This window comes from Photobacterium kishitanii, assembly GCF_003026355.1.
Classification (GTDB): domain Bacteria; phylum Pseudomonadota; class Gammaproteobacteria; order Enterobacterales; family Vibrionaceae; genus Photobacterium; species Photobacterium kishitanii.
On record NZ_PYON01000017.1, the window covers coordinates 1 to 21,954 of the forward strand.

A 21,954-nucleotide genomic window follows, 5' to 3' on the forward strand; every position below is an offset into this window, starting at 1 on the left:
AAATACTATTAGCAGGCTTAATACCATTTAATTTTCTAATACTATATATTTAACTATTAGAACATATTAAGCATTATTATGATGCGAACTTTAACTTTATATTTATTGAAGAACAAGCCTGCAAAATAATATCAATATCTTTATCGGTTAATTCACTATTAACTGAAAAACGAATAAGATTTTTATTTTTTGGTGTCGCTGGTGAACAAAAAACAGAACCAAAAACATTCATATCTTCTAAATAATCTCGCATGATCTCAGTATTAGTTTCATTACCCGTTTCAAGAGCAATAATTTGTGACTGACTTTGAATATTAAAGCCAAGTTTAATCAAGCCATGACGTAATTTATCGGCTTGTTCAACTAATCGTGAACGACGATCATCACTATTTTTAATCACATTTAATGTCGCTTGTAATACTGCAATTTCATGCGGTAATAAAGCAGAACTAAAAATGGCTGGTCGTGCTACAAACGGTAATGCTTGCCCTACTTTATGACTACATAATATAGCTCCTGCACGATAAGCAAAGGCTTTAGCCAAACTAACTGTTATAAAATCAACATCATTTGTTAAGCCTAATTGAGCAACTAGCCCTGCGCCATGTGGTCCATGAGTCCCTAATGAATGTGATTCATCAACTAAAATAGCACAACCATAATGCTTAGCTAATGCTACGATTTCAGCCAGAGGTGCAACCGTACCTAATGTACTATAAACCGAATCAACTAAGATCAATCCCGGCCCATTACGCTTTATTAACTTTTCTAAATGACGAGTATTATTATGTAAGAAACTATGAATCTGTGCTTCTGCAATTCTAGCTCCTTCCCATAAAGACATATGAGCAAAGAAATCAATATATACTGGTGTATTAACAGGTAAGATCGTTTGAATTAATCCTACATTGGCAGCCCAACCAGATTGCGACAAGATACAATGCTCAAAGCCGGTATAATTAGCAAGTTGATGTTCAAATGAATGATCATCATCTTTATGTAAAAATATCGCCGACATAACAACATCTTTTTTATTGTTATTTAACGTATCAACATATACCTTTCGAATATAATCATGATTTGAAATTGCGAGATAATCATTACTTTGTAATAAAACCCCATTTTCTGTTGGTTTTTTGCCTAATACTAAATGTTGTTGATTTTTTCTTGGGTAAATAAGTTCCTCTAAATGAAATTCAATTTTTTTTTATAAATTCAGGAAGAGATTTAGTCATATTTCGATTTTTCATTGATGTATTCCTTTCAATTAATATAATGCTATTCACATAATCGTAAATAACAACGATATATTATTATTAATAAAAAAATACACAACCTATTATTTTATACTCCCTTCATACCTTCGTATGAATAACTAAATTGTTTTTATTTACTATAAATAATCTATTCTAAAATTTAATATTATGAGAAAATATGCTGAAAAATAATCAGGATGAGAATATTATGAAATATCATGCTGCAATTTTTGATATGGATGGATTATTACTTGATACAGAAAAAGTCTGTATGAAAGCTTTCCAGCAAACTTGCATTGAAATGAATATCCCTTTCAAAAAAGACATCTATCTTTCTATCATTGGTCGTAACCAAGCAGGCATTAAACCTATCATTGAACAAGGTTACGGAGATCTATTAGATTATAAGATTTTTCATCCGCAGTGGATGCAACGTTACCTTACCGTTGTTGAGCATCAACCCATTCCAGTTAAAAGTGGTGTTATTACATTATTAGAATGGCTACAGACACAAAACATTCCAATGGTTGTGGCAACATCAACCCACAATACACTCGCGCACAAAAAGCTTCGTTTAGCCGGGCTGGCTAAATACTTTTCACACATAACCAGTGGTGATGAGGTTACTAATGGCAAACCCGCACCTGAAATATATCTTCTCGCCGCACAGCGTTTACATATTAATCCGCAACGATGTCTCGCTTTTGAAGATTCTAATAATGGCGTAAAATCAGCCATTGCAGCTAATATGACAACACTACAAATCATAGATTTAGTTGAACCAGATACTGAAACGCGCGCGTTAGGACATCATATATTTAGTACCATGAATGAAGCTTTAGAGTTCTTAAAAATCGATAATTTATCTATTTAGAATTAATAAAAAAGCCCACAGGCTATTAACCTGTGGGCTTTTTTTAATAAATGACTTACTTCACTGCATTCGCGATTTGGGTTGTCAACTCACCAACGGCTGTTGATAATGCTTCAACTTGAGCACTGTAGCCATCTTTAGCCAATGGTACGCTAAACTCAAACGGATGCACTGTTTGTAAGTTACCATTCGCCCCAATGATCATCCACTCGCCGGCAACTTTAGCCATACCTGTATATACACCATTAAATTGGTTAATACGTACCTGTAATCTCGACGATCCTGTCGTTGATAGTGTTGGTGTTAATTGCGTTGCCCATAATTGATGTTGCTTTTGACGCAAATCATGGGTAATGCGACGTGTTAGCTGTTTTGCTAACGCTTCTCCCCATAAGTTTTGCTGAGCTTCGACCATTTCAGTTGCAGAAGTCTGATAAACTAAACCATTACCTGCTAAATGTGCCGCAACCTCAACAGGACGTACAATCAATAATGGCTGATTATTCACATGCGATACTGTTAACGTCTTACCTGCTGGTAACAAGAAAGTATTTATACCTTCAGGCGCGCTGCTACAACCGCTTGCGGCTAAAGTAACAGCTGCAATGATGAACCATTTTTTCATTATTAACGACCTCCAACAGGTACTGGATCTTTTGTTTTCTCATCACCAAACACTAATGAATTTGGTTTCTCATTTAGTTGACGTAACACCGGTTGAAGATCTGTCATAACTGCTTCAAAACGTGTTAGTGCACCTTCAAGATTCTGATATGGTGCAGCATCAGGACCAAAACCATTAAGTGTTGTTTGGATCTGTTTAAGACTCGCACGTACATCACCAGGCAATGCTTGCGTATCTTTTTGCTTTAGCAAACGATCTAAATCATTGATTGTTGTTTGCATCGTCGCCATCGTTTTTTCAGACGCTTTTAATGTAGCAGTCATTGAATTCAAAGTATCTTCAACTGGTAACTTATTAAATTTATTCAATAAGTTTGTTAGCTGCTTCTGTACTTCAGCCAGATCGCCTGTTTTAGTTGGGAAAAGATTATACCCATCATATGTCAACGCCTTCATTGGTTTTTCGGCTTTATAAACATCAGTGCCAATATACAATGCGCCTGTTAATAAATTCCCCGTTTTCAGTGTTGCTCGTAAGCCTTGTTTAAATTCTTTTTCAAGATTCTGCTGTAGTGATGCTAGTGTACCTTCATCTGAACGATCATAAACACGACCTAAATCAATACGCACCAATACTGGAATTTGCTTACTCGTAAAGCCTTCCTGGCTAGTAGGTAAACGTAATGGCACTTTTTGCACTGTACCAATCTGAATACCACGATATTCAATCGGAGCACCCGCTTTTAAACCACGAATTGATTCACTGAATAGCATTACAAAATCAAGGTGTTGTTCAAACATTTTTTCGCGAACTTCACTACGATTATTATATAAACGGTAATATGCTTTTTGCTGTAACTGTGGACTACCTTGATCATCAGCCGGTGTAGTAAATGTCACACCACCCGTAATTAATGATTCTAGTGAGCCAATTTTGACATTAAAACCTTCAGCACCCACCTGAACCTTAACACCAGAGGCTAAGATAAAGTTACTGCTGGTACGCACTAAACTATCATAAGGTTCAAATATAAATAATTGGTAATTAGCACGCTTACTGTTGATATCAAAACTAACTTGTTCCACACGACCGACGGTAAAACCATCATAAAGAACAGGATCACCTACACCTAATTTTCCTGCTTGACGACTCGTTAAAATAACCCGTAAACCTTTAGCATCCGCTGGCGCAACAGGCGGCACATCTAAAGCAACAAAATGATTCTTGTCCTCTTTACCTTCTCCGGGCTGCATTTCTATATATGAACCAGAAAGAAGTGTATCCAGACCGGAAACCCCACCTTTACCTATACGTGGCTTAACGACCCAAAATAACGTGTCATTTTTAAGCATACGCCCAGTATCATTGTTCATCTGAGCCGTTACAGTAATGTAGCTATAGTCTTTACTTAATTGGACTTTTGTAACTACACCAACTTTAACATTTAACGATTTTATTGCTGTTTTTCCAACTTCAATACCCGATGCATTTGGCAATCGAATCGTAATCACTGGCCCTTGGCTATTAAGATATTGGACAAACATCCAAATACCAATACCTAACGCAACCAGTGGAACAATCCATATTGGAGACACTTGCTTCAAACGTTGTACTTTAGCCTCAGTCGGCTGGTTATCACTCATAATCTGCTTTCTCATTTATGTACACTAGGCACTACTGAATTGGATTCAGTAGCATCTAACTCTGAATCTTGTTTACACGGTTTGCTTTTAGTCGTCCAAAATACCCGTGGATCAAAACTCATGGCTGATAACATTGTAAATATCACCACGATTGCAAAGCATAACGCCGCAGGACCTGGTGAAATAGCCATTAAGTTTTGTAATTGTACTAAAGCTACCAAAATGGCAACCACGAAAATATCAACCATTGACCAACGGCCAATAAACTCAGTTAAACGGTATAATTTTAAATGTTTAATTGCGATATGCGTCGAATCATCCGTTCGCTTACCTGCACAAAAATATAACCATGCTAGCGTAAACATTTTCGCCATCGGAATAAAAATACTAGCAATGAAGATCACTAAAGCAATCGGCCATGATCCCATTTTCCAAAGTAATACCACCCCACCCAGAATCGTTGACCCTTCTGTTTGCCCCAAACTCACGGTATACATCATAGGATATAAATTTGCCGGAATATAAAAGACAATAGATGCCAGCAAATAAGCCCATGAGTACTGTAAAGAATGATTAGCATTAAAAACATGCAATCGACTATCACAACGTAAACAACGCGCATTATGCGTAGTTGGCATTGGATTTATTTGGTTACAATCATGGCAGCCAACATGGTTATGATCCATATGGGTATCGCCATCATGAACGCCATCAATCGGCACCATGGCAAAAAACTGATCCCACAACCAAGTTCTATCAACTAACGAAACGCACTTAACAACTAGCACACTATAAAGACAAAAAGCCCAAAACGAGTTACCTAAGCCTATATGTGCTAATGCTGATATTTTAACAAGACTGACTAAAACACCAATTAAAAATACATCAACCATTAACCATGGTTGGATTTTAAATAATATTCGACATAAGAATTTAATCCAACTGCGGGCATGAATTACATGGCCAATATTCTTTACTTTGTTAGCTCGATAATAGAGATACAAAACCAATATCACATATGCTGCTGGAAAAACAATTACTGTCGTCATTAACAAAATAGCCAATACACTATTTTCAAAATGTTGTAATGTTTCAGCCGCATTTAAGAGTGTAATTTGATGCCCCATACCATTAACAGTAAAAGACAAAAATGGAAATGAAAGACTCAATGCTAACATGATCAAACAAGCGACACCGTAAGCAACAGGACGTTGAAAAGGTAAGCTAACGGCTTTTATTAAAGTATGGCCACACCGAGGGCAAGTCGCTTTTTCGCCTTCATTTAAATTAGGAATATCTACGACTAATCCACACTCTTCACACGCAATCATCATTGATTGTTGCACGTCAATCGCCTTTCGTGCGAGTTCAATTTCTTTACTCAACGTACATCACCTATGACAAACAAACCTGATAGTATAATTCACTAACATGCTAAAAATCATTTTCAAAAAACAAACACATACCCAGCGAACTATCGCCGACTAACCCAAACTCGTTATAAATGAAACTTATTGTTTTAAATAGTGTTTTTTATATTTACTATTTCAGTATTATCAAACACTACCCCTAATTATACTTTATTTTGAACGGTATGCATTATAGCAGTATTCTTACTTAATACCGCATTACATTTAATGACGGTTATTTTTCAATTTTTACCTCTCAAATAGAACATTAATCAGTAAAGGAGATCCTTTCAATAAACCCACCTCAATGAATAACTATTCTCTTATAGACAAGACACTCTCTTACTATTTATTCCGTTTTTATGACTACTTTCAGTTTAAAGTATGATTAATTGTTACAAATAAAGACTATTCATGAGTATTTTAAACACAGTAAAATAGTGGTTATTATACATGAATACATTACTGGTAAAAAAGACACTACTGCATGAACATTAGCCATAGTATTAAAAAGAAGATAACCCAATACATTTTACTATGTCTAAGCTTATTAGTTATTTTTAATCTAAGTTATTGGTCCTATAACCAATACATGCGTATACATAACTTATTAATACGAAATAGAATTGCGACAGAAAATAATATTACAAACATTATTAGTAAACATACCAATCTACTAACTGCAATTTCTAACGATAATACAGTACAAAACCAATCATCATTATTATCACAACGTATTGAATATGTTCGCCCTTATCAAGAAGCCTTTAATATCGAAATATTAGGTATTAGTGATCTAAAAGGTAACGCTGCTACAACATACAACGACAGCATAGAAAATATAAGCTATAGGCGTTATTTTCAGCAAGCAATAGAAAATAATAAACTTACTATTAGTAACTTAATTCATTCACCTATTTCTAATAGTTATGTTTATATCATATGTAAACCTTTTACTAATTCAGCCAACGGTGGAACTATTTTTGCGTCTGTATCATATGCAGAGATAAAAAAGGCACTTTCTTATCAAGAAAATACTAGTATAAAAAACAATCTCTTAAATGATTATAAAGGCACTCAAAATAATTGTAAAAATATAAATATACTCAAAATCAATAAACTTTATACGTCATTGGACAGTAGTCAAATATCATATAATATTAAAAATAAAATCTCATTCAGTTATTATGCCATTAATAATAAATACCAAATTGAACGTTTGACATTACATCTAATAAAAAACACGCCTTGGTATTTAGCCTCTACTTTTAATTATAATCAATATTTAAAAGAACGCTTTCTTTTTATTATTTTTAATATTTTTATTTCTATAATAGCATCAGTGACTATTGGATATTATTTAATGAAAAAAGTTTCTATTATCACATCACCGATTGATGACTTTATTAAAGAAAGCACTTCTATTATACCGATTCAATCACAATCAAAAAGTGACAATATCGATATAAACCATCACTTCAACAATATTATTAATACATCTAAAGATGGTGTTTATTGCTCTAGAACCAATTTATTAAACCGTAAATATTTTATTCAAAATGCAAATATCAAGATCCAAACACATCATAAAAAGTTTGCATTACTCTTTATTGATCTTGATAACCTTAAAACAATTAATGACACATTAGGTCATCATTATGGTGATTACGTTATTTCGATATTTGCTCAACATATAACAACATTTTTTAATCATCCCATCGATTTAGCGGGTCGATTCGGCGGCGATGAATTTATCATATTAACAAACAACTTCAACAATGAGATCGATTTAATCGATAAATTACAGAAGCTTATCATTGAACTCAATGGTTCTGTCAGTAATGCCAGTACAGTTATTCCATTTTCAGCATCAATTGGTGTTGCACTTACTGATAACGAAACACGAGATATCGAACAATTAATTATTCATGCTGACAAAGCAGTTTATGACAGTAAGAAAAAAGGCAAAAACTGTTACACCTTTTATATTAACCATTAAAAAGCCCCTACTGCTAATATCACTAGGGGCTATTATCAAACTATTATTTATTAATCTTGTTGTACCGCAGATATTGGAAATAAACGATCATAAGCAATATTATAAACATATGCATAAATGAGATAAAAAAGTACCATACCAATATCAAGAACAAAAGCCTGCCATAGAGTAACTTTTAGTACCCAAGACAAAATAGGAATAGTGACAAAAAGAAGTCCAGCTTCAAATCCAAGACTATGAATAATACGAATAGCAGTTGTTTTTACTGCTGTTTTATAGCGACGATAAAGTATACGGTCGAACCAAATATTGTAAATATAGTTCCAGCCAGTTGCTAAAATTGAAAAAGCAATCCCTACTACGCCAATATGACCACTGTCAAATCCTAACTGACTTAATACACCCACCAATAAAATTAAGCCAATAATTTCAAAACAAACCGCATGGCGAATACGATCCAACCGCGTTCTCATCAAAAATTTCCTCAGTACATTTATTTTTTGTCATAGATAGCTTTTATGCATATTACTATAAATGTTTTTTTGCTATTAACAAGCTAGAAACCATCCGATAAACAGATAGACAGGCTATTTGTCTAACAACTCAGAAGCTTTGTAACAGCGCTGAGATACCACAGTTGTCGATGCCAGCATATTTGAGCATATTGATTTTTGTAACACTTCTTTATCTGATTGTAATTGCATAACCTGCTGCCGTAATTTTGAAATAACCAATTGATAATCATCTTGTTTTATTGGTTTTTCCTCTAGTTTATCAAATAAACCTTCGACTTCAACAACATTAGTTTCTGTGATTTTTTTCGATGCTATCAATGCTTGTTGACGCTGTTCAGCTTCAACTGCAAGTTGCTTTACAAATGAGCCCATTTCATCAGCCGATCCAACTAAACGATTAAATATCAGTAAAAAAGAACAAATTTCTGCATCTGTAGAAAAATTCGGATAACGTATTTTATGGTCAATTTCCGTCCATGCTTCTTCAAAAATAGTCCGTACTTGTACTTCTGTAAAAATACGTCGCTGTTGTAACTCGCTACCAAACACATAATGTAGCGAACGATAACCTGCAGGATGTATTTTTACTTTTATATCCTTAGGTAACACAGCAAAAACTTCATCATCTCCACTTCTGACATAATAAACAGGTGGTTCTTCATACTGCCACTTATTCATTAAATAATCATGAATAACTAATCCATCATCTTTAAATAAATGTAATGCTCGAACACCAATAAGATCAGTGACAATCTCGTCATAATTATATTGATTAATACCGAGATATTTAGCTTTAAATGTCGAACTATGAGGTTGTGTTTTTCTGACAATTTTTTCCATTAGATGCTGCGGGTTTTTTACTCGCCAGCGCACAGAATGAACATGAGAACACTGTTGAATAATACGTGCATATGATTCTGCAGTGAGGTTCAATGCCTCTGTTCGTTGCTCATGGCAAAGACCTATGGCTTTTAATGTTGGCCACGTCATTTGGCTGGCTTGCCACTGCTGTTGACTAATCCGATTATTATGCAGAAACTCATCTTCTGTCAAAAGAGCAATACTCATTACAGACTCACTTATTGATAAATAATATAGATATAAAGACTAATGATAGATTAAATAGAACATCACTTATTATTCTAGATACACATCTAAGTTATTATTTTTGCATACATATTTCAACTTTATAAGAAACCTAAAATGATAACAAAGTTACCACAAATAAATTTGAAGTACTCTTGAATAACTTATTTTAATCACACATCAATATCCTAAATCAATATAAATAAAACGCTTTATCGCATCATGATTTTTATCGCATTAAAGCTAACAATGAGCTAATTAATCATTCTTATTTACCGTAGAATCATTGAATAATTAATCATGCTAAAAATGTTATAAGCTATTTATTTTTAGTTTGTATTATTTTTTAACCAAAAAGTGGAATGAGAGTAATGCTTGACCTAGTTAGACTAGTCACTTTAATGTCACTAACGTAAACTAGTATTATTATTTTCATGCCAATCGTTTAGGGATTTAGTCACAACATGAAACGTATTCCAACTAATATCATTACCGGTTTCTTAGGTGCGGGTAAAACCACCTCTATTCTCTCTTTACTTGCACGTAAACCCGAACACGAAAAATGGGCTATTTTAATTAATGAATTCGGTAATGTAGGCGTTGATGGTGCTATTTTAGAGCAGCAAGGCGCCATCATTAAAGAAGTCCCTGGCGGCTGTATGTGTTGTGTTGCGGGACTACCGATGTCGGTTGGTATCAATGCGTTACTAGCGCAAAAACCCGATCGGCTGCTACTTGAACCAACAGGCTTAGGGCATCCTAAAGAAGTAATCCACAAATTAACATCAGAAAGCTACCGTAACTATGTTGACCTTCGTGCAACAATCACCGTCGTTGATCCACGTCATTTTGCTGATAGCGTTTATACCGATAACGTTAATTTTCAGGATCAGCTCGCTCTAGCTGATGTCGTGGTTGCCAATAAAATCGATCAGTGTGACGAATTTGATTTATATACCTTCCAAACAGCAATGGAAAAAGCCGAACCTAAAAAAGCACTGATTGCTGAAGTTGAACATGGCCGACTTGAATTAGAATGGCTTGATATTGAACGTACGGATCGCCAAGCACAACATAGCCACCATCATCATCACGACCAAACAGAACCCTTACCTGAATTAGAATTAGCCCCAGGTCAGCAATTTATCCGTAAAGAAAACCACGGTCAGGGTTATCACAGTTGTGGTTGGTTCTTTGCTGCGGATCAATTATTTGAATTCTCAAAATTATTCAGCTTATTTTCTAACCTTAGTGCTAATCGCATTAAAGCTGTTGTTAATACCGAAAATGGCTGCTTTGCATTTAACGTTGTTAATCAAGTTGTGTCTGTTAACGAACTTTCGCTAGAAGGATTTGAATCACGCATTGAGGTCATTGATAACGAAATTTTACCATGGGATGAACTAGAAAATATTTTATGTTCAATTGCAGCTAATACTGTCGCTAAATAATCCTATTTATTGATTCTTATAGATCCATTGCTCATACCGATTGCAGTAATAGTGAGAATTTTTATCACTTTACTGCTAGGTTATAAAATAGAGCTCATAAAAATAAGGGAGCACAAATGCTAAACCCTAATACTGCTAAAACAGTGATCGATCATGCCCTATTTCTTGGCGCTGATTTCGCTGAATTATTTGTCGAACATCATCAATCAAGTTCTGTCCAACTCATATCAGCTGAAATTGATAAGGTTAACTCAGGTATTGATTTTGGTATTGGTATCCGCCTGTTTTTTGGACATAAAGTTCTCTATGGTTACACTAACAGTACCGATGAAGAAGAATTAAAACGCGTCACATCTTTACTCGCGGCTAAAGATAAACGCGAGCAAATATTAACGGCTGGTGCTCTTAACTTAAATCGCTATAACAATAAACATAGCTGTCAATTACCACTTAGCCTAGATACTAACATGGCGGCTAAAATTGCGTTTTTACGTCAAGCAGATCAAGCTGCCCGTGCTGAAAATGAAAAAATAGCCCAATTTATTGGTAGTGTTGCTCAACGTGAACAGCAGATCGAAATTTTTAACTCTGATGGCCTTCATATTGGCGATACTCGGCATTATACCCGTATTTCTGCTAATGCTGTTGCTCAAAATGGCAGCGAGCAATCCACGGGTTATGAAGCACCTGGTGCGTTTACTGGTTGGGAGTTTAATACTCATGTTGACGCGCAGAAGCTCGGCCATGATGTAGCAAAACAAGCAATGGTTAAGCTATTTGCAGAAGCCTGTCCTTCAGGGGAAATGCCCGTCATTATTGGTAATGGATTTGGTGGCGTTATCTTCCATGAAGCATGTGGTCACTTACTTGAAACAACCTCTGTTGCTAAAAAAGCCTCGGTTTTTCACGATAAGATGGGAGAAATGATTGCAAATTCGGTTGTTAGTGCTGTTGACGATGGCACCATGACCAATCAATGGGGCTCAATCAATATTGATGATGAAGGCATGGAAACTCAACGTACTCAACTGATTAAAGACGGTAAACTAACCAGCTTTATGGTTGATCGTATGGGGGGATTAAAAACTGGATTTGCACGTACAGGTTCAGGCCGTCGCGAATCTTATAAGTTCGCACCAACGTCACGGATGCGTAATACCTTTATTGAACCTGGTACAAGTACGCTCGATGATATGCTGGCTGGTGTTGAACGCGGTATTTATGCTAAAAAAATGGGCGGCGGCTCAGTACAACCAGGAACAGGTGAATTTAACTTTGCTGTTCAAGAAGCTTATCTGGTTGAAAACGGTAAAATCACTAAACCACTCAAATCAGCAACCTTAATCAGTACTGGCCCTAAGGTTTTGAAAGAAATCAGTATGATTGGTAATGATTTCGCACTTGCTGCTGGCATGTGTGGATCTGTTAGTGGCTCAGTACCAACAACTGTAGGTCAAGCAGCATTAAAAGTTGATAATATTCTTGTGGGAGGTGGCAACTAATGACAGATCAAAACGCACTACAACAGGCTATCGATTACGTACTTGATCGCGTTCGGTCACACGACGCTGCTGCCGATGTCATTGCAAACCGCAGTAATAATTTTTCACTAAAAGCCAATCAAGGCGAACTTGACGAATATAAAGTAACTTCAGGACAAGTTATCGGTGTACGGGTAATTAAAGATCAGCGTACAGCCACAAGTTATTCTGAATCACTTGATCTCGCTAGTCTTGATCTCATGGTTGATAATGCACTGACCAATACGCAATATTCCCAGCAAGATCCGCATCAAACAATCAGTTGCCTTGATAGCCGATTAGCGACAACTGAACCTGAGGTCTACCAAATTGAGACTGCGACGGTTGATGAAAAAATCACACTTGCATTATCTTTAGAACAAGGTGTAGTCAGTAAACCTCATGCTACCAGTGCTCCCTATAATGGCTTTGCTGAGTCAGATAGCCACATTATTTTGGCTAATACTCAAGGGACATTGTGTAGCCATAGTGAACGCTCAACGTATTGCTATGCTTATACTCTTTATGAGAAAGACGGTAAACAAGCGATGCACGGCGGAATGTCATCCGGACGTTTATTTAGTCAATTAGATCCAACCTACTGTATTAACCATGGCTATGACATGGCGCAAGCATTATTAGATGGCGCCCCAATAGCAAGTAAACATTATTCAGTGATTTTTACCCTTAGCACATTAAGTAATTTATTTTCTGCATTCGGAATGTGCATGTCAGGGCAAGCCGCTATGAAAGGAATAAACCCTTGGCGTGATGCGCTTTATTCTCAAGTCGCTAGCCCACTACTGACGATTACAGATACCGCTTACATTAATGGTGGTTTTTCTATTAAAGCTTTTGATAGCGAAGGTTATGCTACTCATGACACTTTATTAGTTGGTGAAGGCAAATTACAAAGCTTATTACACAATAGCCATACTGCCAGCTACTTTGGCATTGAAAATACAGCCAATGGCTCACGCTCGGCAAAAGGCGGCCTAGGCGTAAACTCGCGTCATACTGTTATTAGTACAGGTATAAGCTCTAACGCTGAGGTTACTGCTGGTGAATACCTTGAATTAGTAGAATTACAAGGTGTCCATTCTGGTGCTGATGCTGTGAGTGGTGATTTCTCATTTGGTGCTAGCGGCTTTCTCTGCCGTGATGGTCAGCGTCTACAAGCCGTACGTGGTATTACTGTTGCGGGTAATTTCTACCAAATGATCAAAGAAATTGACGCTGTAAGCAATCAATTAGAACATGATTATAATCGCAGTTTCTACGCCCCAAAAATTCGTTTTACACGCTTAAATATTGCGGGAAAATAATCAATAACCTCTTCCGATAATAAAACCTTACTGATAAAAATATTCATGTAAATCCAATTCAGTAAGGTTTTTTTTGCGCCAACTCAAATAGATGTTCATTATTGTATCCATAACCCACAATCACTATTATTGGGTTTAAAATCTTCAATAAAATGCGATAACATGAATAAAACACCTAATAAGAATAAGACCATGAATCTTACCGCTATTGCGACACTACAAATTAATAATAAAATGTTTGCTAATCCGCGCCGTATCGCCCTATTAAAAGCAATTAATGATAGCGGATCTATCAGCCAAGGAGCCAAATTAGCAGGCATTAGCTACAAAGCGGCCTTTGATGCTATTAAAGATATGAATAGCAGTAACGAACAACCTTTAGTTAATAGTGAAAAAGGTGGAAAAGGCGGTGGAGGTGCGACACTAACACGCTTTGGCCAACGTTTAATTCAAATGTATGACTTGTTAAATAAAATCCAAGACATGGGCTTACAAGCTCTTAATGACGATAATGCACCGCTTGATAGCCTTTTAGGTGTAATGAGTCGATTCTCATTACAAACTAGTGCACGAAATCAATTATTCGGCCATATTTCTGCTATCGAAACCCATGATTTGCATGATGTCGTCACTATAGCCCTTACCGAGCAGCATCAAATTCAAGCAACAATCACCCATGGCAGTACATTACGCTTAGGCCTAAAACAAAATAAAGATGTCGTAACGCTAATCAAAGGTCCTGCAATTACAGTTTGTAGCGAAGAAAATCTCATTCATGGCAAGCGTGATCGGTTTGATAACCAATTACTGGGTACGCTTACTGCAATGAAGCAAGATCGCCAATCGACTGAAATCACTATCAGCTTAACAGATGAAATTAGTATTTGTGCTTTTGTAGATAATCAAGATCTTATGGATGAAACATTACGCTTAGGAATGCCTATTTACGCTTTATTCCACTCCACTCAAGTTATTGTGGCAAGTATGTATTAAATAGCAGAAATGTGTTCAATAATCGTATTACGCTCAAAGGAATGAGCTTATATTGTCAGGGATTGGATCTGGATTCTGCGAATCAACACTGCATTCGGTTGAAAACGCATTATAATTAAATCCCTTCTTAATGCAGTCAGTAAAATTAGTATAATCTTCATATTGCTGAATAATAATCAACCCACAAGCCATAAAGACAAATGCTAATGCCATCAGATTCAACCAAATTTTTTGTTGCTTTAATGAGCATAAAAAAAGTACAACTGATAATGGTACACAAGCAATACTTATAAACCACAATGTTGATGATGAAAATATCATGACATACCCATTAAACGACAATTACCACTGAGAGCAGTTTAAGGCTTTTTCTGCAAAATATCCCGTTATAGCTCAGAAACATGCTTATTTGACAAAGAAATAACATAAATGGAGATATTATTAAAAGTACTGTTGTTTATATGAGCATTCTTACACGTGATTAATTATTGTGCCTGTGGTATCTGTTACCAAAAGACACAATAATTTTATGGCTGCATTGGACAATAAATTGATCGTTAAATAACAAGCCCACCATCCACTTTTAATACTTGTCCAGTGATAAAATTCGACTGAGCACTGGCTAAAAATAATGCACAGTTAGCAATATCTTGTGCTTTCCCCATCCGCTGAAGTGGTGTCTTTGATATCATATAATTAATAACTTTTTCAGGTAGATCAACCGTCATTGGAGTCTCAATAAATCCAGGAGCGATACAATTTGCCCTAACCTGTGCGCCTTTACGCGAAAATTCTTTCGCCCATGATTGCGACATAGCAATAACTCCAGCCTTCGTCGCGGCATAATTCGTTTGGCCAATATTGCCATCAGTACCCACTATCGATGACATAGTAATAATTGACCCACTCCCTGCTTGCATCATTATAGGGGCAATAGCTTGGGTCATATTAAAAACGCCCTTGAGATTAACATCCATAACCAAATCCCAATCAGACTCCGTCATTTTATCAATCAAATTATCACGAGTGATCCCTGCATTATTAACTAGTACATCAATTTTTTCGTATTGCTCTGAAATTTGTCGTATAGCTTCTGCTACACCTTCACGATCACAAACATTAAGCTCTAATGCGGTAACATTTGGAAACTGCTGCTCTAAGTCAGCCATCATTCCCATATTCATATCACATGCAATCACTCGAGTTGCATTCTGACGCGCAAATGTTTCAACAATACAACGACCAATTCCTTGGGCTCCACCTGTCACAATACATACTTTATCGGTTAGCATATTTTCCCCTTATGATGTTTGTTGTCGTCCTACAATCAAACTAAAACTCAGCGCTCATTCTTTATTCTAGATAACTATAGCCTGAACATTAAACTCAATATCACAAGACACAATTGCAAAAATAAAACACTGACAATTAAATTTAACTATTAATAAATGCAACATAACGCCTATTAACTATACTTTAATTGTCAGGTGTAATATCGATAATGCAGGGAAAGCAATGTTAGATAAAATTATTTTTTTTCTTCATGTTGTGCGATGTCAATCAGTCACAGATGCTGCCAAGCAATATGGTATTTCAGCGTCAGCTGGAAGCCGTTGGATCACTGAGCTTGAAGAAATGATGGGGATAAGCCTTGTTAAACGTACCACCCGTAAAATTTCTGTCACTCAAGCAGGACAACATTTGTTCCAACGATTTACGCAAATTAATAATCAAATTACCGATGTCCTCAATGAAGTTCAAAATATCAGTCAAGAAGATATAGGTACCATTAAGGTCGCATGCACACCATTATTTGCGAAATATTATTTGAGCGAGATTATTGGTGAATATGTGAGTGATAATCCCAATATTAATTTCGTGGTCATTGAAACTGCATTTGAAGTTGATAATGTACATGAAGTCGATTTCGCAATACGTGCCAATGCAACTTATCGCGGTTTTCAAGATAAAGACAGCTTATTAGTTAAGCGTACTTTATTTCGTGAACCTCTAAAGGCGTGCTGTTCTCCAGCTTACATAGCCCGTTATGGACAACCAGTAATACCTAACGATCTAAAAAAACATTTATGTTTATTCGCAACAACGCTTGTGGGGGGGAATCGTTGGATCTTCGAACAAAATGGGGAATATAACTCAGTACAAATATCACGAACTGTTGAAGTCGATGATAGCGAAATATTAAAAAATATTGCAGTAGCTGGCGGCGGAATTGCATATTTACCCTACAGTTTAATTCAGGATGATTTGCAACAAAATAAATTAGTCTCAGTACTAAACAACTATATTAGTAGTGAATTCGAGTTAAGCTTATATTACAAACCAAGAAAACATATGCCTGCTCGCTGTGCTAATTTTAAGGAGCATTTATTGAAACGCGTCACGGATATAAACTTAAGTCGCAATGTCACTTAACATTGTTAAAAAACGCGTACAAAAAAGCCAGACTCTCGTCTGGCTTTTTTATTACACTAGCGCAAATTATGCGTCAGTACGAGGCTTACGGTCGCCTGCTGGACGCGCTGCAGCACCATCACGGTTGCCACGGTAGCCACCACGGGTATCATTACCACGGTTGCGATCGAAACGACGCTCGCCGCCACGTTCACCGCTACGATTGCCGTCACGGCTACCACGATGACCAGTACGCTCACCACCACGGTTACCATCGCGATTACCAGTACGTGGACGATGTTCACGTAACACTTCACCTTCAACAACAACAGCTTTAACGTCATTCTGGCGAATACGTAGTTTCTTCAGTTGTGCTGCTACTTCTGCTGTCATCTTCTTAGGAAGTTGAACAAAAGTATGTGAAGGAGCAAGTTTAATTGCACCGATGAACTCTTTGCTTAAGCCAAGCTCGTTTGCGATTGCGCCAACGATATCTTTAACTTGAACACCTTGCTCACGGCCAACTTGTAGCTGGTAAGTATCCCAATCAGCGCTGTTGAAAGTGCGACGTTCGCCACGCTCACCACCACGCTCACCACGGCGTTCGCCACGATCAGGACGGTCACCACGACGGTCGCCGCGATCACTACCACGATCATCACGGTCACCACGACGCTCACGACGTTGTGATTCACGCTCAATAGCAGCGATCATTGGGTCCGGACCTTTATAGAATAAAGGACGGTTACCTTGTTGACGCTGAAGAAGCATTGCCGCTAGTGTTGCTGCATCAACATCAATTGATTCTTGTAGTTTTTCTACAAGTTCAACAAATGCTTCTACACTTGTTTGTTCTTTCTGTGCAGCAAGTTCTTCACCTAAACGGTTAAGACGAGATGCAGCAACTAGATCACGTAACGGAAGTTGAATTTCTTCCATACGAGACTTAGTAACACGCTCAATAGTACGTAGCATGCGGATTTGGTTAGTACGAACCAATAGGATCGCTTTACCTTCACGTCCAGCACGACCAGTACGACCGATACGGTGAATGTATGATTCAACATCAAATGGGATGTCGTAGTTGAATACGTGTGTAATTCGTGCCACATCAAGACCACGAGCAACAACGTCAGTTGCAACTAAGATATCAATCACGCCACGTTTGATATGATCAACAGTACGCTCACGTAGCGACTGAGGAATATCACCGTGAAGTGCCGCAGCTTTAAAGCCACGAGAAGATAACCAATCAGCTAGACGCTCAGTATCTTGACGAGTACGAACGAATACGATTGATGCATCTGTGTTTTCAGTTTCAAGAAGACGACTCATTGCTTCGTCTTTCTCTACGCCTTTAACAACCCAGAATTGTTGAGATACTTGAGATACAGTACGGTTTTCACCAGCAACGTCAATACGAGCTGGATCACGAAGGAAACGATCAACGATTTCTTTAACGATAGGAGGCATAGTCGCAGAGAAAAGTACACGTTGTGCAGATTCTGGTGCTTGTTCCATGATCCAAGTAACGTCGTCAACGAAACCCATTTTTAGCATTTCATCAGCTTCATCAAGAACGAAAGTGTGTACTTCGTCTAAGTGAAGTTGCTTACGTGAAATAAGGTCTTTAACACGACCAGGTGTACCAACAACAATGTGTGAACCATTTTTTAGTGCACGCATTTGATCAACGATAGAAGCACCACCGTAAATCTCAAGAACCTTAAGGCCTTTGATGTTTTGACCAAGAACTTTAATTTCTGCAGCAACCTGAATTGCAAGCTCACGAGTAGGAGCCATAACAATAGCTTGTGGCTTATGCTGAGAAAGATCAATTTTGTTCAGTACAGGCAACGAGAACGCTGCTGTTTTACCAGTACCAGTCTGTGCTTTACCAAGCGCATCCGTACCAGTTAGAAGTAGAGGAATTGACGCCGCCTGAATTGGAGTAGGCGATACGAAACCCATAGAGTCTAGTGCGGATAGTAGTGTGTCGGCCAAATCTAGTTGGCGAAATTCTGTAACAGTTTCTTGCATTGGGATCCCAATATATGATCAACTTAAAAACGGGGCCCCTTTGCTACAGAGGGTTCTGCAACAGCAACCACTAGCACGGGCCTCGACTAATAGGAGGCGTATTGTGGGCTAATACTTGATAAAAAGCCAGAAAAAATTGAACAACGTCACAAAATAACTCACAAACAACCATTTATTGAACAAATAGTACATCTGATAAACATCCTATGATTTTTTATAGATTATCAATTAACTATGTTGTTGAAAATACGAACAATCCTATAATTCAAATCCAATCTTGTACCATTAAACCCACTTTTGTTATTAGATTAGGGTAATCTTTTATTAGTATTTTTATATTGATTACTGACGATTGATCTCTTTATAGAAGTTAGTTTTTTATTCTTTACTCTTTATTATAGCCATAGTTACTATTATCTTTATTGTCCCTTGTTTTTAAATAACTTTTTATACAATAACCAATTTTTATTGTCCTAATTGATTCTATCTCATAAGCTAAAAGTATGAGATATACCTACTTAAAGTTATTTTTTGTTTCTAATTAATATTTCCACCATAAATTATATTTTTAATCATATCTTGTCATGAAATATTTACTTTATAATATAAAACACCACAGATTAGACCTAAGCTGTTGATTATATGAGCCATGCTAATGTCCAACGAAAATTTAGACAGTCAAATATTGGTTTTATATGACCAAAAACGTATAGTGTCTATGTCGATAATCTGAGACCAGACATAATGTTTCAAGATAACCCGCTGTTAGCACAGCTAAAAAAGCAAATCCAAGAGACACTTCCTAAAAAGGAAGGTTATATCAAAGCAACAGATCGTGGCTTTGGCTTTCTAGAGACTGATAACAAAGAAAGCATCTTCGTTCCACCGGTATATATGAAAAACGTTATGCACGGTGATCGTGTTATAGCCGTACTTCGTACCGAAAAAGAGCGCGAAGTTGCTGAACCGCAAGAGCTTATTGAACAATCAATTACACGATTTATTGGTCGTGTAAAACTGATTCGTAATCGTCTGCATGTTATTCCTGATCACCCACAACTAAAAGAAGCGATTAAGGCACGTGCAGCAAAAGTCCTGAATCCAGAAACATTAAAAGAAGGTGATTGGGTTGTTGCTGAACTAACTCGTCACCCTCTTGCTGGTAGTAATCAACCGTTCTTCTGTGAAGTGAACCAAAAAATCACTGACAGTAATGACAAGATTGCACCTTGGTGGGTCACACTTGCTCGCCACCAACTACCGAACGCTGAACCAGCACCACAAGATAGCTGGACCATGCTTGATGAAGGCATTGAACGCCAAGACTTAACTGATTTACCTTTCATTACTATTGATGGTGAATCAACTAAAGATATGGACGATGCTTTATATACTGTCGCTAACGATGACGGTAGCTTTGAAATAACGATTGCGATTGCTGATCCTACTTCTTATATTGCCGTTGGCGATAAGATGGATGATGAAGCCCGTGAGCGTGGATTTACCATTTATCTTCCTGGCCGTAATATTCCAATGCTGCCACGTGAACTAAGTGATGAATTATGTTCACTTATCGAGAATGAAAAACGCCCTGTTTTATGCTGTCGTGTTTCAATTGATAATACTGGTGTCATTCAAGACGATATTTCTTTCTTTGGGGCATGGATCAAGTCTCAAGGTCGTTTATCTTATAACAATGTTTCTGATTTCCTTGAAAACGGTCATTGTGACAACTGGACACCAACGCCAATCATAGAGCAACAAATTGTTGCTCTACAAGGTTTTGCAACACTACGTTCAGATTGGCGTATGGCGAATGCAGTGGTATTCCCCGACCGTCCTGATTACCGTTTTGAGTTAAGTGAAGATAACGACGTTGTTGCTATTCATACAGACCTACGTCGTATTGCTAACCGCATGATCGAAGAAGCGATGATCACCGCTAACATTTGTGCGGGTCGCGCTTTACAAGAAAAATTTGCAACAGGTGTATTTAACGTTCATAGCGGTTTCAATCATGAAAAACTTGATACTGCGATGGAATTTATTACTAATGCAGAAGCACCGTTTACTAAAGAAGAAATTGTTACTTTAGAAGGTTTTAGTGCATTACGTCGTTGGTTAAATACTCTAGATAGCACTTACCTTGATAACCGTTTACGTAAATTCCAAGCTTATAGTGAAGTCGCTAATACTCCAGCACCACACTATGCAATGGGTCTGGATGTTTACGCAACATGGACATCTCCAATCCGTAAATACGGCGATATGATCAATCACCGTTTACTTAAAGCATTAATCACAGGTAACGAGCCAACGCAGAAACCTGATGATAATGTGGGCGATGAAATTGCTAACCATCGTCGTCATCATCGCATGGCTGAACGTGATGTGTCTGATTGGTTATACGTCCGTTTACTTAAAGATGCAGTGAAGAAAGAAACTGTCTTTAAAGCCGAAATCTTTGATATTAATCGCGCAGGTATGCGTGTGCGCCTACTTGAAAATGGCGCTGCTGCATTTATACCTGGATCGCTGATTGTTGATAACAAAGAGCGTATTGTATGTAGTGGTGAGCTTGGCATTATCAGTATTGATGGTGTTAAAGAATACCAACTGGGTGATACCTTTGATGTGAAATTAGCAGAAGTTCGCACTGCAACACGTCAATTAGTCGCTAAACCTGTACAGCAATACCCTGCGCCAGAAGTTACACCGGCGCCAGAACAAGCAACAGACGCTCCAGAAAAAGCATAACGATTTAAATCGGCTTTACGTCAATACAAGGCCAGTGTTCACTGGCCTT

The 21,954-nt window shown here is 37.2% G+C and carries 16 protein-coding genes and 1 pseudogene; 8 read left to right on the plus strand and 9 right to left on the minus strand.

Translation table 11 applies throughout. The annotated features are described in order from the left end of the window. Positions 1 to 76 precede the first annotated feature (76 nt). A pseudogene (gene cqsA / locus C0W29_RS16610) lies at positions 77 to 1,250 on the minus strand (alpha-hydroxyketone-type quorum-sensing autoinducer synthase). A gap of 214 nt (positions 1,251 to 1,464) precedes the next feature. On the opposite strand from cqsA, the gene C0W29_RS16615 reads away from it, so the two are divergent. Then, positions 1,465 to 2,130 (plus strand): HAD family hydrolase, encoded by a 666-nt coding sequence (locus tag C0W29_RS16615; RefSeq protein ID WP_045041493.1) that lies wholly within the window; start codon positions 1,465 to 1,467, stop codon positions 2,128 to 2,130. 55 nt (positions 2,131 to 2,185) lie between these two features. On the opposite strand, the gene C0W29_RS16620 is transcribed toward C0W29_RS16615, so the two are convergent. Genes C0W29_RS16620 through C0W29_RS16630 form a run of 3 tightly spaced genes read right to left on the minus strand, consistent with a single transcriptional unit; the run spans position 2,186 to position 5,732 of the window. Further along, positions 2,186 to 2,755 carry a PqiC family protein gene (locus C0W29_RS16620; RefSeq protein WP_045044817.1) on the minus strand — a complete coding sequence of 190 codons (570 nt, stop codon included), beginning with the start codon at positions 2,753 to 2,755 and terminating at the stop codon, positions 2,186 to 2,188. Positions 2,756 to 2,757: 2 nt separating this feature from the next. After that, positions 2,758 to 4,398 (minus strand): intermembrane transport protein PqiB, encoded by a 1,641-nt coding sequence (gene pqiB / locus C0W29_RS16625; RefSeq protein WP_036790838.1) that lies wholly within the window; start codon positions 4,396 to 4,398, stop codon positions 2,758 to 2,760. An 11-nt stretch (positions 4,399 to 4,409) separates the two neighbouring features. After that, entirely contained in the window at positions 4,410 to 5,732 is a 1,323-nt protein-coding gene (locus C0W29_RS16630; RefSeq protein ID WP_045041494.1) for a paraquat-inducible protein A, read from the minus strand. A gap of 667 nt (positions 5,733 to 6,399) precedes the next feature. On the opposite strand from C0W29_RS16630, the gene C0W29_RS16635 reads away from it, so the two are divergent. Then, positions 6,400 to 7,806 carry a sensor domain-containing diguanylate cyclase gene (locus C0W29_RS16635; protein WP_045044818.1) on the plus strand — a complete coding sequence of 469 codons (1,407 nt, stop codon included), beginning with the start codon at positions 6,400 to 6,402 and terminating at the stop codon, positions 7,804 to 7,806. Positions 7,807 to 7,856: 50 nt separating this feature from the next. Here the strand turns inward: C0W29_RS16635 and C0W29_RS16640 are convergent, their stop codons facing one another. Both C0W29_RS16640 and C0W29_RS16645 read right to left on the minus strand, forming a co-directional pair. Continuing rightward, positions 7,857 to 8,279, minus strand: a complete 423-nt coding sequence (locus C0W29_RS16640; RefSeq protein WP_045041417.1) for a PACE efflux transporter — start codon at positions 8,277 to 8,279, stop codon at positions 7,857 to 7,859. A gap of 114 nt (positions 8,280 to 8,393) precedes the next feature. Next, positions 8,394 to 9,389 carry a RelA/SpoT domain-containing protein gene (locus C0W29_RS16645; protein WP_045044819.1) on the minus strand — a complete coding sequence of 332 codons (996 nt, stop codon included), beginning with the start codon at positions 9,387 to 9,389 and terminating at the stop codon, positions 8,394 to 8,396. Between the two features lie 482 nt (positions 9,390 to 9,871). Between C0W29_RS16645 and C0W29_RS16650 the strand changes: the two genes are divergently transcribed. The 4 genes from C0W29_RS16650 (at position 9,872) to C0W29_RS16665 (ending at position 14,696) form a co-directional block, all read left to right on the plus strand. Continuing rightward, positions 9,872 to 10,858, plus strand: a complete 987-nt coding sequence (locus C0W29_RS16650) for a CobW family GTP-binding protein (protein WP_045041419.1) — start codon at positions 9,872 to 9,874, stop codon at positions 10,856 to 10,858. Between the two features lie 116 nt (positions 10,859 to 10,974). After that, positions 10,975 to 12,360: a TldD/PmbA family protein gene (locus C0W29_RS16655; RefSeq protein WP_045044820.1), complete on the plus strand. Its 1,386-nt coding sequence runs from the start codon at positions 10,975 to 10,977 to the stop codon at positions 12,358 to 12,360. Further along, the gene (locus tag C0W29_RS16660; protein ID WP_045044821.1) at positions 12,360 to 13,703 is read left to right on the plus strand and encodes a TldD/PmbA family protein; all 1,344 of its coding nucleotides are present in this window, start codon (positions 12,360 to 12,362) and stop codon (positions 13,701 to 13,703) included. Before C0W29_RS16655 ends, C0W29_RS16660 begins: the two co-directional genes overlap by 1 nt. Before the next feature lie 162 nt (positions 13,704 to 13,865). Then, complete coding sequence (locus C0W29_RS16665) at positions 13,866 to 14,696, plus strand: TOBE domain-containing protein (RefSeq protein ID WP_235862013.1); 831 nt, start codon at positions 13,866 to 13,868, stop codon at positions 14,694 to 14,696. 33 nt (positions 14,697 to 14,729) lie between these two features. Here the strand turns inward: C0W29_RS16665 and C0W29_RS16670 are convergent, their stop codons facing one another. Both C0W29_RS16670 and fabG read right to left on the minus strand, forming a co-directional pair. Then, positions 14,730 to 15,017 carry a hypothetical protein gene (locus C0W29_RS16670; protein ID WP_036790861.1) on the minus strand — a complete coding sequence of 96 codons (288 nt, stop codon included), beginning with the start codon at positions 15,015 to 15,017 and terminating at the stop codon, positions 14,730 to 14,732. 236 nt (positions 15,018 to 15,253) lie between these two features. Continuing rightward, complete coding sequence (gene fabG / locus C0W29_RS16675) at positions 15,254 to 15,988, minus strand: 3-oxoacyl-ACP reductase FabG (RefSeq protein ID WP_045041421.1); 735 nt, start codon at positions 15,986 to 15,988, stop codon at positions 15,254 to 15,256. Between the two features lie 223 nt (positions 15,989 to 16,211). On the opposite strand from fabG, the gene C0W29_RS16680 reads away from it, so the two are divergent. After that, the gene (locus C0W29_RS16680) at positions 16,212 to 17,129 is read left to right on the plus strand and encodes a LysR family transcriptional regulator (RefSeq protein ID WP_045044822.1); all 918 of its coding nucleotides are present in this window, start codon (positions 16,212 to 16,214) and stop codon (positions 17,127 to 17,129) included. A 66-nt stretch (positions 17,130 to 17,195) separates the two neighbouring features. On the opposite strand, the gene C0W29_RS16685 is transcribed toward C0W29_RS16680, so the two are convergent. After that, a complete protein-coding gene (locus C0W29_RS16685) occupies positions 17,196 to 19,148 on the minus strand; it encodes a DEAD/DEAH box helicase (protein WP_045044823.1) in 1,953 nt (650 codons plus the stop codon). A gap of 744 nt (positions 19,149 to 19,892) precedes the next feature. Here C0W29_RS16685 and C0W29_RS16690 point away from each other — a divergent pair. Then, on the plus strand, positions 19,893 to 21,905 hold the full coding sequence (locus C0W29_RS16690; RefSeq protein WP_045044824.1) for an exoribonuclease II: 2,013 nt from the start codon (positions 19,893 to 19,895) through the stop codon (positions 21,903 to 21,905). Positions 21,906 to 21,954 lie beyond the last annotated feature (49 nt).

Bases quoted from the DNA above. Each gene is read 5' to 3' on its own strand.
- C0W29_RS16615 (WP_045041493.1), top strand. From the start codon at position 1,465: ATGAAATATCATGCTGCAATTTTTGATATGGATGGATTATTACTTGAT.
- C0W29_RS16620 (WP_045044817.1), bottom strand. From the start codon at position 2,755: ATGAAAAAATGGTTCATCATTGCAGCTGTTACTTTAGCCGCAAGCGGT.
- pqiB (WP_036790838.1), bottom strand. From the start codon at position 4,398: ATGAGTGATAACCAGCCGACTGAGGCTAAAGTACAACGTTTGAAGCAA.
- C0W29_RS16630 (WP_045041494.1), bottom strand. From the start codon at position 5,732: ATGATGATTGCGTGTGAAGAGTGTGGATTAGTCGTAGATATTCCTAAT.
- C0W29_RS16635 (WP_045044818.1), top strand. From the start codon at position 6,400: ATGCGTATACATAACTTATTAATACGAAATAGAATTGCGACAGAAAAT.
- C0W29_RS16640 (WP_045041417.1), bottom strand. From the start codon at position 8,279: ATGAGAACGCGGTTGGATCGTATTCGCCATGCGGTTTGTTTTGAAATT.
- C0W29_RS16645 (WP_045044819.1), bottom strand. From the start codon at position 9,389: ATGAGTATTGCTCTTTTGACAGAAGATGAGTTTCTGCATAATAATCGG.
- C0W29_RS16650 (WP_045041419.1), top strand. From the start codon at position 9,872: ATGAAACGTATTCCAACTAATATCATTACCGGTTTCTTAGGTGCGGGT.
- C0W29_RS16655 (WP_045044820.1), top strand. From the start codon at position 10,975: ATGCTAAACCCTAATACTGCTAAAACAGTGATCGATCATGCCCTATTT.
- C0W29_RS16660 (WP_045044821.1), top strand. From the start codon at position 12,360: ATGACAGATCAAAACGCACTACAACAGGCTATCGATTACGTACTTGAT.
- C0W29_RS16665 (WP_235862013.1), top strand. From the start codon at position 13,866: ATGAATAAAACACCTAATAAGAATAAGACCATGAATCTTACCGCTATT.
- C0W29_RS16670 (WP_036790861.1), bottom strand. From the start codon at position 15,017: ATGATATTTTCATCATCAACATTGTGGTTTATAAGTATTGCTTGTGTA.
- fabG (WP_045041421.1), bottom strand. From the start codon at position 15,988: ATGCTAACCGATAAAGTATGTATTGTGACAGGTGGAGCCCAAGGAATT.
- C0W29_RS16680 (WP_045044822.1), top strand. From the start codon at position 16,212: ATGTTAGATAAAATTATTTTTTTTCTTCATGTTGTGCGATGTCAATCA.
- C0W29_RS16685 (WP_045044823.1), bottom strand. From the start codon at position 19,148: ATGCAAGAAACTGTTACAGAATTTCGCCAACTAGATTTGGCCGACACA.
- C0W29_RS16690 (WP_045044824.1), top strand. From the start codon at position 19,893: ATGTTTCAAGATAACCCGCTGTTAGCACAGCTAAAAAAGCAAATCCAA.